The sequence below is a fragment of the Rhodobacteraceae bacterium M385 genome (genome assembly GCA_025141835.1).
Taxonomy (GTDB): domain Bacteria; phylum Pseudomonadota; class Alphaproteobacteria; order Rhodobacterales; family Rhodobacteraceae; genus Gymnodinialimonas.
Map to the genome: position 1 here is coordinate 2,427,341 of CP081102.1, position 14,754 is coordinate 2,442,094.

Sequence of the window (14,754 nt, forward strand, 5' to 3'; positions counted from 1 at the left end):
GGCGGACCCCGGCCGCGGGTGGGGGAGAAGCCCCCGCCCGGGGGGGCGGTCGGGGGCCGCCCGGCGTGTGGCCGGGCGAAACACAGAAAACACGGGTGCGGTCAAACCCCCGCCGGAATGTTCATTGGATCACGCTCGATCTTGCGGGGCGTGTTGAGCGCCTTCCACTTGGACAGAGCCTGCGTGGCGCTGGCGCTTGGGGGGCGTTTTACAAACTTGCCCCTGCCCGGCTGCGGTTGGCTGTTCTGTCCAGCGGCCCAAACAACGTCGCCGCGCGACAGCGTGTAGCGGGGCGAGGCGCTGACTTCCATTCCCTCGAACACGTTGTAATCAAGAATAGATTTCGCCGTCGCCGTGGTGATTGTGCGGCCCAGTTTCGGGTCCCACACCACGATATCGGCGTCGCCGCCCACGTTGATGCCGCCCTTCATCGGGTAGATGTTAAGGATCTTGGCGATGTTGCTGGACGTCACCGCGACGAATTCTTCGGGCGTCAAACGGCCAGTTTCCACGCCGTTGGTCCAGAGCATCGCCATGCGCTCTTCCAGACCGCCGGTGCCGTTGGGGATCATGCCGAAGTTGTCGACGCCCATACGTTTTTGTTCGTCGCTGAAGGCCGCGTGATCAGTGGCCACAACCTGCAACGATCCCGCTGCAAGACCCGCCCAAAGCCCGTCTTGGTGGTCCTTGGACCGGAACGGAGGCGACATGACGCGACGCGCTGCGTATTGCCAATCCTTGTTGAAATACTCGGACTCATCCAGCGTCAGGTGCTGGATCAGAGGCTCTCCATAGACGCGCATGCCTTTCTGGCGCGCGCGGCGGATCGCTTCGTGGGCCTGCTCGCAGGACACGTGAACGATGTACAAAGGCGTGCCGGCGGCGTCTGCGATCATGATGGCGCGGTTGGCGGCTTCGCCCTCAACCTCAGGCGGGCGGGAATAGGCGTGGCCTTCCGGCCCCGTCACACCCATTGCCATATATTTCTGCTGCAATTCCTGAACGATATCGCCGTTTTCGGCATGGACAAGCGGCAGCGCGCCCAGTTCGGCACAGCGTTTGAACGAGGCGAACATCTCATCGTCCTCGATCATCAAAGCGCCTTTGTAGGCCATGAAATGTTTGAAGGTGTTGATGCCGCGTTGGTTAACCACGGCGTCCATCTCGTTAAAGATATCTTCAGACCAGCCGGTTATTGCCATGTGGTAGGAAATATCGACGCAAATCTGGTCCTTGGATTTGCGGTCCCATTCATCAATGGCGTTGAGAAGGGAGCCATCTTCACCGGGCAAACAGAAATCCACCAGCATCGTCGTGCCGCCAGCGGAAGCCGCGAAGGTGCCCGTTTCAAAGGTCTCCGCCGCTGTGGTGCCCATGAAGGGCATCTCTAGGTGCGTGTGGGGGTCGATCCCGCCGGGGATCACATAAGCGCCCTCCGCGTCGATCACCTCATCTGCTTTCAGGTTCTCACCGATCTCAGCGATCTTTTCGCCTTCAATCAGTACGTCCGCCTTCCATTGACGGTCCGCGGTCACGATTGTGCCGCCCTTGATAACCTTGCTCATGAAACCCCCTATTTTCTCATATTACTGTGCCACCACGCAGATCATCCGCTGGTCGCGGGTCATAAGCGGGATGTAGACGCTTTCGACCACGTTGTTGTGCAGGTACCAGTAGCAGCCGTCATCTTGCAGACGGACAGACGAGGTATCCTGGCCCGGCGCGACAAGCACCAGCACTTCCTCGGGCAATGTCTCCGTTTGCCCCTCAGGCGTAGGTGACACACATCCCGCAAGCGCCAAAGTCGCGCCTAAGGCCAACCAAATCTTTGAATTCATGTAACAATCTCCGCCGTCTCGACGACCGCGTGAAAGAGAACATTCGCACCGGCCGCTGCCCATTCCGGGCTGATTTCTTCGGCCTCGTTGTGACTTAGACCGTCCACGCAGGGACACATCACCATCGCTGTCGGGGCCACATCATTGATCCAGCACGCATCGTGCCCTGCCCCGGATACGATATCCATGTGCGAATATCCAAGTCTTTCAGCCGCTTGTCTAATCGCCGTGACACATTTGTCGTCAAAGGCGGGCGGGTTGAACTGGCCGACGATCTCGGCTTCAAAGGTGACGGCGATGTCTTCACACAGCTTTGGCGCGCGCTCCATCAGCTCGGCCACCATGGCTTCCAGCTTGTCGAGGATGTGCGTGCGCATGTCGATCGTGAACACAACCTTGCCCGGAATGATGTTGCGAGAGTTCGGGTAGACATCCACATGGCCAATCGCACCAACCGCGCCGGGCTGGTTTTTCATCGCGATCTCGTGGACCAATTCCGTCACCAGCGCGAGGCCCCGGCCCGCGTTCTTGCGCATGTGCATGGGCGTGGATCCGGTGTGGCTTTCCTTGCCCGTGATCGTACATTCGATCCAGCGCAAACCTTGGCCGTGGGTCACAACGCCCACGTCAATCCCTTCGGCCTCTAGGATCGGACCCTGTTCGATATGCAGCTCGAAGAAAGCGTGCATCTTGCGGTTGCCGACGACTTCGTCGCCCTTCCAACCGATCCGCTCCAGCTCATCCCCGAAACGCTTGCCGTCCGCATCGACCTTATCGTAGGCCCATTCCTGCGTGTGTTTCCCGGCGAAAACGCCGCTCGCCAGCATGGCAGGCGCGTAGCGCGTCCCCTCCTCATTGGTCCAGTTGGTGACGACGATGGGATGTTTGGTTTTGATCCCTAAGTCATTCATTGTGCGAATAACTTCCAGCCCGCCGAGCACGCCCAGAACGCCATCATACTTGCCGCCGGTGGGCTGCGTATCCAGGTGGCTGCCCACATAAACCGGCAGCGCGTCCGGGTCCGTGCCCTCGCGCCGCGCGAACATGTTGCCCATCTGGTCCACACCCATGGTGCAGCCGGCTGCGTCGCACCAATCCTTGAACAGATGGCGGCCCTCGCTGTCCTCATCGGTCAGGGTTTGGCGGTTGTTGCCACCCGCGATACCGGGGCCGATTTTTGCCATCTCCATCAGGCTATCCCACAGGCGGGCGCCGTCGATTTTCATGTTTTCTACGGGGGCTGGCATAGTCTTCGTCCTTCGGATGCTGGCTTGGAGTGGGGCGGCGCTGCGGCGCGCTAGTCCAAGTTGGTTAAGACGTCTCGCAACGTGCTAAACAGTTGATCTATTTCAGATTTCGAGATGATCAGAGGCGGAGACATCGCAATGATATCGCCCGTGGTACGGATCAAAACGCCCTTTTCGTAGCAATCAAGGAAGGCTTGGAACGCGCGTTTGGTGGGCTCGCCCGCGATCGGCTCCAACTCAACCGCGCCGATCAAACCTTCGTTGCGGATGTCGATCACGTGGGGGCAGTCGCGCAAGGAATGCACGCCATCGGCCCAATAAGGCGCAAGCTCGGCGGCGCGTTCAAACAGGCCGTCCTCCTTATAGGTCTCCAGCGTCGCCAGACCGGCGGCGGAGGCGATGGGATTGCCCGAATACGTGTAGCCGTGGAACAGCTCGATCAGATGTTCGGGACCGGACATGAAGGCGTCATGAACTTGCTTGGTGGCCAGCACTGCGCCCATGGGAATGACGCCGTTGGTCAGCCCCTTGGCCGTGGTGATCAAGTCCGGCATGACGGCGTAGTGTTCCGCCGCAAAGCTGGAACCCAAGCGCCCAAAGCCGGTGATAACCTCGTCAAAAATCAAGATAATTCCGTGCTTGGTGCAGATCTCTCGCAGCTTCTCAAGATAGCCTTTAGGCGGCATGAGAACACCGGTGGACCCGGCCATCGGCTCAACAATACAGGCGGCAATGGTCTCCGCGCCGTGCAGGGCCACGATGCGCTCCAACTCCTCAGCCAAGTGGGCGCCATGCTCGGGCTGGCCTTTCACAAAGCGATTCTGGTCGGGCAGATGGGTATGAGGCAGATGATCCACCCCGGTCAGGAGGGAGCCGAACGTCCGGCGGTTATTCACGATGCCGCCGACGGAAATTCCGCCGAAGTTGACCCCGTGATAGCCACGCTCGCGCCCCACCAGCCGGGTCCGCGTCCCCTGCCCGATGGCTTGTTGATAGGCGATGGCGATCTTTAACGCGGTCTCAACACTTTCCGAGCCAGAGTTGGTGTAGAACACATGCTCAAACGGCTTCGGGGCCATGTCACGCAGGCGGTTGGCCAGCTCGAACGCCTTGGGGTGGCCCATTTGGAAAGCGGGCGCGTAGTCCATTTCGGCGGCTTGCTTCTGGATCGCTTCAACGATGCGGGGCTGGTTATGGCCCGCGTTGCAACACCAGAGACCCGCCGTGCCGTCCAACACCTGCCGCCCGTCGGCGGTGGTGTAGTGCATCTTGTCGGCGCCGACGAACATACGGGGCTGTTTTTTGAACTGGCGATTGGATGTAAAGGGCATCCAAAATGCGCTAAGGTCGTTGGGAACCGGGTTGCTGCGGTCAAGTGCCATGGCTATTTCCCCCCGCCGCCCATTTCGGCAGCATAATTTTCATGTCACACGCTTGTTGCGCGAAATCTTTTGACCAAATGGTCAAGAGCACGCTAGCAAATGAATCGTAGCAGTCAACGCTAACGATCCATTCGCGGGCACAAACCGCATCAAAACTCTGAATTTATTGTCTTCGATGGCTCGAATTAGGCAATCCGAACCGAAAAATGCCGCCCCATTGGGCACCAAAAAAACAGGCGGAGAGATGACTGCGCAAAAACCCCGGACCCGCATCCAAGAAAAGAACCGTGCCTTGGTGTTGGGGGCCGCGCTCGAGGTGTTTTCCGCACACGGCTTTCGCGGCGCAACATTGGATGCGATTGCAACAGAAGCGGGGCTGTCGAAGCCCAATCTTCTATATTATTTCGCCTCCAAGGAAGAGATTCACGTCACCCTTCTTGCGGGCTTGGTAGACACTTGGCTGGACCCGCTGAGAGAGCTTCGCGACGACGGTGACCCACAGGAAGAATTGCTGGCTTACGTTCGTCGGAAATTGCAGATGAGCCGAGATTTCCCCCGTGAATCAAGGCTGTTCGCCCAAGAGATCGTGCAGGGGGCGCCGCGGATGGGCGGCAGTCTTTCCACCGATTTGCGGGAACTGGTGGATGAAAAGGCGGCAGTCATTCAGGGCTGGATGGAGGCGGGAAAACTCGCGCCGAGCGATCCGCACCACCTGATTTTTTCGATCTGGTCGCTGACCCAACATTACGCCGATTTTGACGTGCAAGTCCGGGCCGTCCTGGGAGAAAATCGCGATCCGCTGAAAGAGGCGGAAGGGTTTCTGGAAACGCTGTTTTCGCGGCTACTTACGCCCTGATCTGGGTGGTGTTGAACTCTTCCAAGTCTAGGCCCTCGGCCTCGGACGCATGGAAATCAATGTGCAAATGGTTTCCGTCCGGATCCCAGACGTTAACCTGAACCAAGGGCACATCGGGCACCCGCACGAGGCGCATTCCTTCACCCGCCGCTTGCAGACGCGCAATAAATTCGCGCAGGCCCTTGGCGCTGAACGCGGCATGTTCCAGCGCCAGATCGTCGGCCTTCGGGGGCGTTTGATCCACGCCTACTAGATGAACGACAGGCACGTCGCCCGCGTACATCCACGCGCCGGGGAACGGGAAACCGGGCCGAAACCCGCTTTCCAGCTGCAAAATATGCTCGTACCACGCGATCATCTTATCAAGCTGCGTCGTGCGCAGGTTCACATGGTCGAGCCGTTCAATCATTCCGCTGCCTCAACCCGGCCCGGATTGTTGATGTGGGTTGTCCAGTTTGCATAGTCTTTGCTGACCTTTTCACCTGTGCGTTCATCCATCGCGCCAGCTTCAAGTTCTACCATCGAAATGCAGTTTTCAACCGGGCAAACGTTAACGCAGAGGTTACAGGCGACGCATTCGTCGTCCATCACTTCAAACACGCGGTCCTCGGACATCGAAATCGCCTGATGTGAGGTGTCCTCGCAGGCCGCATAGCACCGGCCACAGCTGATGCAGGCGTCTTGGTCGATCTTCGCCTTGGCCACGTAGTTCAGGTTCAGATACTTCCAATCCGTCACGTTCGGCACCGCGCGGCCCACCAGCTCATCCAGAGAAATCTCTTTCTCATCAAGGAATTGCGACAGGCCCGAGATCATTTCCTGCACGATTTTGAAGCCATAGGTCATCGCCGCCGTACAGACCTGCACATTGCCTGCGCCAAGGGTCATGAACTCTGCCGCGTCGCGCCATGTGGTCACGCCGCCGATGCCCGAAATCGGCAAGCCGTGTGTTTCAGCGCCCCGCGCAATTTCCGACACCATCGACATGGCGATCGGTTTTACTGCCGGACCACAATACCCCCCGTGAGAGCCTTTTCCGTCGATTGATGGTTCGGGCGACATCGTGTCGAGGTTGACCGAGGTGATAGAGTTAATGGTGTTAATCAACGACACTGCGTCGGCCCCACCCCGCTTGGCCGCGGCCGCCGGTTTGGTGATGTCGGTGATATTTGGCGTCAGTTTCACGATCACGGGTTTGGAGTAATATTGCTTACACCAGCGGGTCACCATCTCAATATACTCAGGGACTTGGCCCACAGCCGCGCCCATGCCGCGCTCGGACATGCCGTGTGGGCAGCCAAAGTTCAGCTCGATCCCGTCCGCGCCGGTATCTTCCACCAGAGGCAGGATGGCTTTCCACGCCTCTTCCTCGCAAGGCACCATGATCGAGACTATGATCGCGCGGTCCGGGTAGTCGGCCTTAACGCGCTTAATCTCTTCAAGGTTGGTGAACAGGTCACGGTCGGTAATCAGCTCGATATTGTTAAGCCCCAAAAGCCGCCGATCCGCGCCATAGATAGCGCCGTAACGTGGGCCGTTCACGTTTACCACCGGCGGCCCTTCGGAGCCGAGCGTTTTCCAGACGACACCGCCCCACCCCGCCTCGAACGCGCGGCGGACGTTGTATTCCTTGTCGGTGGGCGGCGCGGAGGCCAGCCAGAAGGGGTTGGGCGACGTGATGCCGATGAAGTTAGAGGTCAGGTCAGCCATGATTTATTCCTTACCCATCAGTGTTGCATGCATATCTTCGGCGGCGTCGCGCCCCTCGGCCACCGCGGTGACAGTCAGGTCTTCGCCGCCAGACGCACAATCGCCGCCCGCCCAAACGCCGTCCACGCTGGTGCGGCCCGTGTCGGTCACGGTGATCTTGCCGCCGTCGATCGCCAGCGCGTCCGGCGCGCCCTCCAATGTTTGGCCGATGGCTTTCAGCACCTGATCGGCGGGGATATCGAAGGTTTCCCCGGTGCCTGTCAGGCTGCGGCCTTCTGCCTTGGTGTATTCGCAGCGCAGAGCCGTGGCGGCACCGTTTCCAAGCACCTCAACCGGCATCGCGTTGAAGATGAAACGCACCCCCTTGGAGGCCGCGAGGTCTTGCTCGTACCGGCTGGCAGGCATGGCATCCCGTTCACGGCGATAGACCAGCGTAACGCTCTCCGCGCCCAGAAGTTTGGACTGCACCGCCGCATCAATCGCCGTCATACCGCCGCCAATCACCACCACATTGCGGCCCACGGGCAACACGCCAAGATCGCCCGTTTGGCGAAGATCAGCAATGAACTCAACGGCATCCATCACGCCGTCGCGGTCTTCACCTTCGGCACGCAGGGCGTTGACGCCGCCCAAACCCATGCCAAGGAACACAGCGTCAAAGTCTGATTGCAGTCCCTCAAGCGTCAGGTCCGCCCCAAGGGCTTTGCCAGTTTCCAAGGTGATCCCGCCAATTTTCAGAAGCCATTCAACCTCGGCGGCAGCGAAATCATCGGTACTTTTGTAGCTGGCGATGCCGTATTCGTTCAGGCCGCCGCCCTTGGGCTTGGCGTCATACATCACCACATCGTGGCCCTTCATCGCCAAGCGGTGTGCGCAGGCAAGTCCCGCAGGCCCCGCCCCCACAACTGCCACGCGCTTGCCGGTTTCGGCCGCCCGGGTAAACGGATGCTTGCCCGCCGCCATCACGGTATCCGTGGCGTAGCGTTGCAATTGGCCGATCAACACCGGCTTGCCCTCTGCGGTTTCGCGCACGCAAGCCTGTTCACAGAGCGTCTCGGTCGGGCAAACCCGAGCGCACATGCCGCCCAGAATGTTCTGCTCCAAGATGGTCGTCGCCGCGGCCTCGGGCGTGCCGGTGGCGATTTGCCGAATGAACAGAGGAATATCAATGGAGGTGGGGCAAGCCGTGATGCAGGGCGCATCGTGGCAGAAATAGCACCGATCCGCGGCCACGAGGGCCTCGTGCCCATCGAGGGGAGCGTGCAGGTCGGTGAAATTCTGCGCCAGCTCGGCGGCATCAAGACGCGCAGGCGCGATACCGGGAGTAAAGGGAGTGTTACGCATAGGGCCTCGCTTGAAGTCATGGCTTGGTCAGGAATCAGGCTGGCACGAGTTCAAAAATTTATCAAATGGTAAAATTTTTAAATAGCCGGTTTTTGCCCCCAAGCCCGCAATCAGGCCGTTTTGCTGTCATTTTAGGCAAATGGCGCATTGGTTCCTTCAGAAGGACACCGCACGCGGCGGGTTTTCCCCACGGCAACGCTGCGTTATAGCCGATAGGACACGAAGACCCATAGACGTGGGCCAATGACAGACGGTGAGAGCAACATGGCAGAAAAGACGCATGACAACGACGTAGCCTTTATCAAGGCACTGGCAGACGTATTGCGAGAGAACGAGCTGACTGAACTGCATGTGAAACGCGAATACGGCGAGAATGATTGGTTGAACGTCCGCGTCGCCAAACAGGCCGCCATGGCCGCGCCTGTAGTTATGCAGGCCCCGGCCGCTGCACCCGCTGCTGTCGCTGCGGCCCCTGCCGCTGCTGCACCGGCGGCTGTGGCTGCTGCGCCAGCCTCTGACGATCCTTCTCAGGCCGCAGGCGCTGTGACCTCGCCCATGGTCGGCACCGTGTATTTGCAGGCAGAGCCCGGCTCGCCCGCCTTCGTCAGCGTTGGTGACAAGGTCTCGGAAGGCCAGACCCTGCTGATCATCGAAGCCATGAAAACGATGAACCAGATCCCCGCCCCCCATGCTGGCACCGTAAAGCGGATTGTTGTGGGCGATGGCGCCCCCGTCGAATTCGGCGCGCCGTTGATGATCATCGAATAACTGAAAGGGTCCTGGCCCATGTTCCGTAAGATCCTGATCGCCAACCGGGGCGAAATTGCCCTGCGCGTCATCCGCGCGGCCCGTGAAATGGGTGTTGAAACCGTTGCTGTGCACTCCACCGCGGACGCCGATGCGATGCATGTGCGCATGGCCGACGAAAGCGTGTGCATCGGCCCGCCCCCCGGCACCGATAGTTATCTGTCCATGTCCGCGATCCTTTCCGCCTGTGAGATCACCGGCGCCGAAGCGATCCACCCGGGCTATGGCTTCTTGTCCGAGAATGCGAATTTCGTGCGCGCCGTTGAAGACCACGGCATCAAGTTCATTGGCCCCTCGGCTGAGCATATCTCGATGATGGGTGACAAGATCACTGCCAAGGAAACCGCGAAGCGTTTAGGCATCCCTTGCGTTCCCGGCTCGGACGGTGGTGTCGCCACGGTGGAAGAGGCCCGCGCCATTGGCGAGGAATTCGGCTATCCTGTTATTGTCAAAGCCACCGCTGGTGGCGGCGGGCGTGGCATGAAACTGGCTAAATCCGCCGATGAGATTGACACCGCGTTCCAATCTGCCCGCTCAGAGGCCAAGGCCGCCTTCGGCAACGACGAGGTCTATATCGAGAAATACCTCGGCACCCCGCGCCACATCGAGGTGCAGGTGTTTGGCGATGGTAAAGGCAAAGCGGTCCATTTGGGCGAGCGTGATTGTTCCCTTCAGCGCCGCCACCAAAAGGTGTTCGAGGAAGCCCCCGGCCCCTCCATCACGCCTGAGTTGCGCGACCAGATCGGCATGATTTGCGCCAACGCCGTGGCCGAATTGGGCTATGAGGGTGCGGGCACGATCGAGTTCTTGTACGAGAATGGAGAGTTCTATTTCATCGAAATGAACACCCGTTTGCAGGTGGAACACCCCGTGACCGAAGCGATCATGGGTGTGGATCTTGTCCGCGAACAGATCCGCGTCGCCGCCGGAGAGCCGATGTCGTTCAACCAAGCCGATCTACAGGTGCAAGGCCACGCGATCGAGGTGCGGATTAACGCCGAGAAGCTGCCAAACTTCTCCCCCTGCCCCGGCACGATCACTCAATACCACGCCCCCGGCGGGCTTGGTGTGCGGATGGATAGCGCGCTTTACGATGGCTACCGCATTCCGCCGTACTACGATTCGTTGATTGCCAAGCTGATCGTCCAGGGCCGTGACCGGCCTGAAGCCTTGGCCCGTCTGAACCGGGCCTTGGGTGAATTGATCGTCGATGGCATCGACACAACGGTCCCGCTGTTTCACGAGTTGTTGCAAGCGGACGCCGTGCAAACCGGCGATTACACCATCCACTGGCTGGAACACTGGCTGGAAGAAAACATGTCGTAAGAAGGTAACGGGCCGGATCACTTGATTTGGCCCGATCCTACGGTTTGCGTGCTGCCGTTTCTGGGGCACGGTGCCTCCCCCCTACCGGTTATTCTGAGATGTGGCGGCCAGCCGACGCCCCCTATTTGAGGGGAATCGGCTGGCCGCCTTCTTCACGAACACGATGAGGCGTTGAAGCGTCCGGCGGGGTGAGGCCCACGAACGGTGCAATGCAATTCATCCTGCATAAGCGGCCCACAAAGGGCGCGTGGGGTGCAGCCGGAAGCTTCTGCTTAACCGGCAGTTGCACCTGCAAGCCCCTGCCCTAGAACAGAGTCGCAACGGAGCTTTGACGGGCAAGAATTAATCATAACAATCTTAAGGCCGGGTTAAGCGACTTGCGAAAACACGCATTCAATCCCTTCCCGGTCAGAATGGGGGGATTTTCAATGGGCTTTTGCATCACGGCCCCGTAAAATTCAGGCATGGCCCATGATATGATCTCTGACGACCGGCCCCGGTTAACCCCGGACCTGATGATCCGCGCTTATGCCTCGGGCATTTTTCCGATGTCAGAAGGCGCTGATGATCCCGAGGTTTTTTGGGTCGATCCCCAACGGCGCGGCGTTTTCCCGTTGGATGGCTTCCACATCTCCCGTTCTTTGCGGCGCAGGATCAATCGTGGCGACTACGGCGTGCACGTGAACCGAGACTTCGCAGGCGTCGTGGCAGGCTGCGCCGACCGGGACGAGACCTGGATCAACGCCGACCTTAACGCCTGTTACGGCGCACTTCACGCCCATGGTTTTGCCCATTCGGTGGAGATTTGGGACGACGAGGGGCTGGCAGGGGCGGTATTCGGCATCGCGCTTGGGGGCGCGTTCTTTGGCGAAAGCATGTTTTCGCGCCGCACCGGAGGATCGAAACTGGCCCTTGCCCATCTGGTTCATCGCCTACGCGCCGGGGGCTTCACGTTGTTTGATACGCAATTTGTCACCGATCATCTGATCAGCCTCGGCGCGATCGAAATACCAAGGGCCACATACCGCGAGGAATTGGAGAAAGCTCTGGAGCAGGATGCGGATTTCTTGCGCCTGCCCGAAGACGCGCCGCTGGCAATCTAGGCTAGGCCGAGCAGCCCAAGACCCATACGTCGTAGCGCGAATGCTCCAACGCATTCAGCGCCGGGCTCGAAGCGATCATCCAACCCGAAAACAGGGATTCCCCTTCCAGATCAAGAACTTCCAGCAAGGCGAAGGCATCGCCTTCCGGGTCCGCTGTGGGGTAGCGGCATTCAATCGCGCGGATCGCGATGCGCCCGAAAACCACGGTTTGACCCATGGAAAGTTCTATATCCGTGGGCTGCCCCAGCATCTTATCAAGCGCGCGTAGCGATACGGTCGTGCCGGTTCCCGTGGCGGGTTGGCTGACCGAGGTGACGGGACCGCTAACACCGGGGAAGCTTTCAAACGTGCCGGCCGCGCCTGTACCAAGGTTCAGCTGGATATCGCCGTTTTCCGCCCCTTCAGAGAGAGTCAGGCCGGTGCCGTTGCCCTCGCCCGTGTCCAGTTGGAATTCATCAAACGTGCCATCACCGTCGATGACGTCAAACTGTTGCGCCATGGCGGGAGCGGCAAGAAACAGCGCAGAGAGGCAAAGGGTGGATGCAAGGTTCATCAGTTATCCGCCGCTCCGCCCACAAACCGCAGGAGCAATGTGATGAGGCTGACCGAGGATTGCGTGTCGAGAAACTCGCCCCCTGCCTCAAGATTGAAGGGAGAGCCGCCGGGGATAACCTCTACATACGATCCACCAAGAAGACTTTCAGAAGAAATCGCGATGGCGCTGTCATCGGGAAGGACGATGGCGTTATCGACGGAAAAGGTGGTTTCCGCGAGGAAGGTTTGAGGGTTCAGCTCCATCCCCGTGACGGTGCCAATTTGCACACCACCAAGGCGCACTTCGGTGCCAACGGAAATTCCCTCGGCCGAGCGGAAGGCGGCCAAGAGTTCATAACTGCCCGTGCCGGACGCGGTGCCGGGGCTTTGGGCATAGAGGAAAAAACCAACAGCGGCGGCCAGAACGGCGCCGCCGGTTGCGATTTCGGTAAAGGAATAATCAGTCTCAGCCATGGGACGTAGGTATCCTGCCCGCGGCTTGTCGCCAAGGGGGAATAGAGCGGGGTATGAGGATCAGGCTGAGGCGGTTACTTGGGCGCCTTACTCTGGCGTCCAAGCCTCATAATCACGACGCGGGGCGGGTTGCTCGCGACGGATCGAGCCTGCTGGCGCATGGGCCAGGGGTGTGCCGGTCAGGTTGGGCAGATGCGGTGTTTCCCAAGCCTTGTGGACCACGGGCTTGTCAGAGGGCGCCTCATCCCAGGTGCGGTGAAGCCAGCCGTGCCATTCAGGGTCAATGCGAGACGCCTCTACATCGCCATTGAAGATCACCCAGCGCTTGCTGTCATCAGAGGTGCGATAGAAGATGTTGCCTTGAGCATCCTCCCCCACTTTTTCGCCTTTACGGGCGGTAAAAAGCTGAGTTCCGATGGTTTGACCGTTCCACCAAGTGAAAAGGCGATTGATGAGGCTGGCCATGGGCTGTGATCCGCGCGGTTGGGTCGTTTGAGGGGGTTTTGCCCTGTTGCGGCGGCGGCGTCCAGTGCGCGTTGCGTCGCGCTTGGGGGAGAGGGTGGATTGAGTTGTATTGGCCAAGATGAAGGAGCGGGCCAGGCGTTTCTTCATTGGCCGTTGCGCAGAACATTTGGTCTTCGATTGGGCGCAGATATTGCGGGACGCGGGCCGGATGACCTACAAGCGGGCAAATTTATTGGGAGAGACTTGATGACAGATGGCCCCAGCTACGGCTTTGACACCCTTCAGATTCACGCCGGCGCACGGCCTGATCCGGCGACGGGTGCACGGCAGACACCGATCTACCAGACCACGGCCTATGTGTTTCGCGATGCAGATCACGCGGCGGCTTTGTTCAACTTGCAAGAGGTGGGGTATATCTACTCGCGCCTGACCAACCCAACGGTTGCCGTTTTGCAGGAGCGGATTGCCACACTGGAAGGCGGCGCGGGGGCGGTGTGTTGTTCCTCGGGGCATGCGGCGCAGTTGATGGCGTTGTTCCCGTTGATGGCACCGGGGCGCAATGTGGTTGTCTCCACACGACTTTATGGCGGCACGGTCACGCAGTTTAGCCAGACGATCAAGCGGTTTGGGTGGAATGCGAAATTTGTCGATTTTGACGATCTGGATGCGGTGAAGGCCGCGATTGACGACGATACGCGGGCTGTCTTTGGCGAAGCGATTGCCAACCCCGGCGGCTATATCATGAATGTACGCGCGGTGGCCGATATTGCCGATGAAGCGGGCATTCCACTGATCATCGACAACACCACGGCGACGCCTTATCTGCACCGCCCCATCGAGCATGGGGCGACTTTGGTTGTGCATTCCACGACGAAGTATCTGACAGGCAACGGCACGGTCACTGGCGGTTGTGTTGTTGATTCGGGGAAGTTTGACTGGAGCGCCTCGGACAAGTTCCCCTCGCTGAGCGCACCGGAGCCTGCCTATCACGGGCTGAAGTTTGCCGAGACCTTTGGTCCGCTGGCCTACACGTTCCACGGCATTGCCATTGGTCTGCGCGATCTGGGCATGACGATGAACCCACAGGCGGCGCATTACACGTTGATGGGGATCGAGACGCTGTCCCTGCGCATGGAGCGTCATGTGGAGAACGCGCAGAAAATCGCCAAGTGGCTGGAGGATGATCCGCGCGTTGATTTCGTGACCTATGCGGGGTTGGAGAGCTCTCCCTACTATCACCGCGTGAAAGACGTTTGCCCCAAGGGCGCGGGCGCGTTGTTCACCTTTGCGGTAAAGGGCGGCTACGACGCTTGCCTGAAGCTCGTCGATTCGTTGGAGATCTTCAGCCACGTTGCGAACCTGGGCGATACACGGTCATTGATCATTCACTCGGCCTCGACCACACACCGCCAGTTGACGCCTGAACAGCAGGAGGCCGCCGGTGCGGCCCCCAATGTTGTACGCGTTTCCATTGGCACCGAAGACGTGAACGACCTGATCGCTGATCTGGACCGCGCCCTGTCGGCGGCAACAGCGTAAGGGCTTCGTTAACCAATTCGACCCTAAAAGGGGGCGGTGTGGAGCAATCCGTGCCGTCCCCTTTTTATTCACAGGCACCCTCCCCCTTTTGCCAAGCCCTCAAAAGGTTTAGTCTAAATCTTGCCGATC

15 protein-coding genes are annotated in these 14,754 nt (G+C 59.5%); 5 read left to right on the forward strand and 10 right to left on the reverse strand.

Translation table 11 applies throughout. The features are described 5' to 3' along the window. Positions 1-101: 101 nt before the first annotated feature. Genes hydA through K3728_11850 form a run of 4 tightly spaced genes read right to left on the reverse strand, consistent with a single transcriptional unit; the run spans position 102 to position 4,467 of the window. Positions 102-1,565, reverse strand: a complete 1,464-nt coding sequence (hydA, locus tag K3728_11835) for a dihydropyrimidinase (GenBank protein ID UWQ94406.1) — start codon at positions 1,563-1,565, stop codon at positions 102-104. Positions 1,566-1,586: 21 nt separating this feature from the next. Then, a complete protein-coding gene (locus K3728_11840) occupies positions 1,587-1,838 on the reverse strand; it encodes a hypothetical protein (GenBank protein ID UWQ94407.1) in 252 nt (83 codons plus the stop codon). Then, entirely contained in the window at positions 1,835-3,085 is a 1,251-nt protein-coding gene (locus tag K3728_11845) for a Zn-dependent hydrolase (protein UWQ94408.1), read from the reverse strand. The genes K3728_11840 and K3728_11845 overlap by 4 nt, the downstream gene beginning before the upstream one ends. A gap of 50 nt (positions 3,086-3,135) precedes the next feature. Further along, a complete protein-coding gene (locus K3728_11850) occupies positions 3,136-4,467 on the reverse strand; it encodes an aspartate aminotransferase family protein (GenBank protein UWQ94409.1) in 1,332 nt (443 codons plus the stop codon). Between the two features lie 244 nt (positions 4,468-4,711). Between K3728_11850 and K3728_11855 the strand changes: the two genes are divergently transcribed. Then, entirely contained in the window at positions 4,712-5,323 is a 612-nt protein-coding gene (locus K3728_11855; GenBank protein UWQ94410.1) for a TetR family transcriptional regulator C-terminal domain-containing protein, read from the forward strand. Here K3728_11855 and K3728_11860 read toward each other — a convergent pair. From K3728_11860 to K3728_11870, 3 genes are read right to left on the reverse strand one after another with little or no spacing between them, the layout of a single operon-like run. Beyond that, positions 5,313-5,732 (reverse strand): VOC family protein, encoded by a 420-nt coding sequence (locus K3728_11860; GenBank protein ID UWQ94411.1) that lies wholly within the window; start codon positions 5,730-5,732, stop codon positions 5,313-5,315. The two genes, K3728_11855 and K3728_11860, sit on opposite strands and share 11 nt — an antisense overlap. After that, positions 5,729-7,033, reverse strand: a complete 1,305-nt coding sequence (gene preA, locus K3728_11865; GenBank protein UWQ94412.1) for an NAD-dependent dihydropyrimidine dehydrogenase subunit PreA — start codon at positions 7,031-7,033, stop codon at positions 5,729-5,731. The genes K3728_11860 and preA overlap by 4 nt, the downstream gene beginning before the upstream one ends. 3 nt (positions 7,034-7,036) lie before the next feature. Further along, a complete protein-coding gene (locus K3728_11870) occupies positions 7,037-8,377 on the reverse strand; it encodes an NAD(P)-dependent oxidoreductase (GenBank protein ID UWQ94413.1) in 1,341 nt (446 codons plus the stop codon). 264 nt (positions 8,378-8,641) lie between these two features. Here K3728_11870 and accB point away from each other — a divergent pair, with 264 nt between their 5' ends. From accB to aat, 3 genes are all read left to right on the forward strand, one after another. Next, positions 8,642-9,145 (forward strand): acetyl-CoA carboxylase biotin carboxyl carrier protein, encoded by a 504-nt coding sequence (accB, locus tag K3728_11875; protein ID UWQ94414.1) that lies wholly within the window; start codon positions 8,642-8,644, stop codon positions 9,143-9,145. Positions 9,146-9,163: 18 nt separating this feature from the next. After that, complete coding sequence (gene accC / locus K3728_11880; protein ID UWQ94415.1) at positions 9,164-10,510, forward strand: acetyl-CoA carboxylase biotin carboxylase subunit; 1,347 nt, start codon at positions 9,164-9,166, stop codon at positions 10,508-10,510. 464 nt (positions 10,511-10,974) lie between these two features. Further along, on the forward strand, positions 10,975-11,613 hold the full coding sequence (aat, locus tag K3728_11885; protein UWQ94416.1) for a leucyl/phenylalanyl-tRNA--protein transferase: 639 nt from the start codon (positions 10,975-10,977) through the stop codon (positions 11,611-11,613). 1 nt (position 11,614) lies between these two features. On the opposite strand, the gene K3728_11890 is transcribed toward aat, so the two are convergent. From K3728_11890 to K3728_11900, 3 genes are all read right to left on the reverse strand, one after another. Continuing rightward, a complete protein-coding gene (locus tag K3728_11890) occupies positions 11,615-12,112 on the reverse strand; it encodes a DUF2155 domain-containing protein (protein UWQ97539.1) in 498 nt (165 codons plus the stop codon). A 53-nt stretch (positions 12,113-12,165) separates the two neighbouring features. Further along, positions 12,166-12,621, reverse strand: coding sequence for an outer membrane lipid asymmetry maintenance protein MlaD (locus K3728_11895; protein UWQ94417.1), 456 nt, complete (start codon positions 12,619-12,621; stop codon positions 12,166-12,168). Positions 12,622-12,708: 87 nt separating this feature from the next. Beyond that, complete coding sequence (locus tag K3728_11900; protein ID UWQ94418.1) at positions 12,709-13,086, reverse strand: NADH:ubiquinone oxidoreductase subunit NDUFA12; 378 nt, start codon at positions 13,084-13,086, stop codon at positions 12,709-12,711. Positions 13,087-13,332: 246 nt separating this feature from the next. On the opposite strand from K3728_11900, the gene K3728_11905 reads away from it, so the two are divergent. Continuing rightward, positions 13,333-14,625, forward strand: a complete 1,293-nt coding sequence (locus K3728_11905) for an O-acetylhomoserine aminocarboxypropyltransferase/cysteine synthase (protein UWQ94419.1) — start codon at positions 13,333-13,335, stop codon at positions 14,623-14,625. Positions 14,626-14,754 lie beyond the last annotated feature (129 nt).

What these genes read in the sequence shown, in the direction of transcription:
- hydA (UWQ94406.1), bottom strand. Translation starts at nt 1,565, where the DNA reads ATGAGCAAGGTTATCAAGGGCGGCACAATCGTGACCGCGGACCGTCAA.
- K3728_11840 (UWQ94407.1), bottom strand. Translation starts at nt 1,838, where the DNA reads ATGAATTCAAAGATTTGGTTGGCCTTAGGCGCGACTTTGGCGCTTGCG.
- K3728_11845 (UWQ94408.1), bottom strand. Translation starts at nt 3,085, where the DNA reads ATGCCAGCCCCCGTAGAAAACATGAAAATCGACGGCGCCCGCCTGTGG.
- K3728_11850 (UWQ94409.1), bottom strand. Translation starts at nt 4,467, where the DNA reads ATGGCACTTGACCGCAGCAACCCGGTTCCCAACGACCTTAGCGCATTT.
- K3728_11855 (UWQ94410.1), top strand. Translation starts at nt 4,712, where the DNA reads ATGACTGCGCAAAAACCCCGGACCCGCATCCAAGAAAAGAACCGTGCC.
- K3728_11860 (UWQ94411.1), bottom strand. Translation starts at nt 5,732, where the DNA reads ATGATTGAACGGCTCGACCATGTGAACCTGCGCACGACGCAGCTTGAT.
- preA (UWQ94412.1), bottom strand. Translation starts at nt 7,033, where the DNA reads ATGGCTGACCTGACCTCTAACTTCATCGGCATCACGTCGCCCAACCCC.
- K3728_11870 (UWQ94413.1), bottom strand. Translation starts at nt 8,377, where the DNA reads ATGCGTAACACTCCCTTTACTCCCGGTATCGCGCCTGCGCGTCTTGAT.
- accB (UWQ94414.1), top strand. Translation starts at nt 8,642, where the DNA reads ATGGCAGAAAAGACGCATGACAACGACGTAGCCTTTATCAAGGCACTG.
- accC (UWQ94415.1), top strand. Translation starts at nt 9,164, where the DNA reads ATGTTCCGTAAGATCCTGATCGCCAACCGGGGCGAAATTGCCCTGCGC.
- aat (UWQ94416.1), top strand. Translation starts at nt 10,975, where the DNA reads ATGGCCCATGATATGATCTCTGACGACCGGCCCCGGTTAACCCCGGAC.
- K3728_11890 (UWQ97539.1), bottom strand. Translation starts at nt 12,112, where the DNA reads ATGGCGCAACAGTTTGACGTCATCGACGGTGATGGCACGTTTGATGAA.
- K3728_11895 (UWQ94417.1), bottom strand. Translation starts at nt 12,621, where the DNA reads ATGGCTGAGACTGATTATTCCTTTACCGAAATCGCAACCGGCGGCGCC.
- K3728_11900 (UWQ94418.1), bottom strand. Translation starts at nt 13,086, where the DNA reads ATGGCCAGCCTCATCAATCGCCTTTTCACTTGGTGGAACGGTCAAACC.
- K3728_11905 (UWQ94419.1), top strand. Translation starts at nt 13,333, where the DNA reads ATGACAGATGGCCCCAGCTACGGCTTTGACACCCTTCAGATTCACGCC.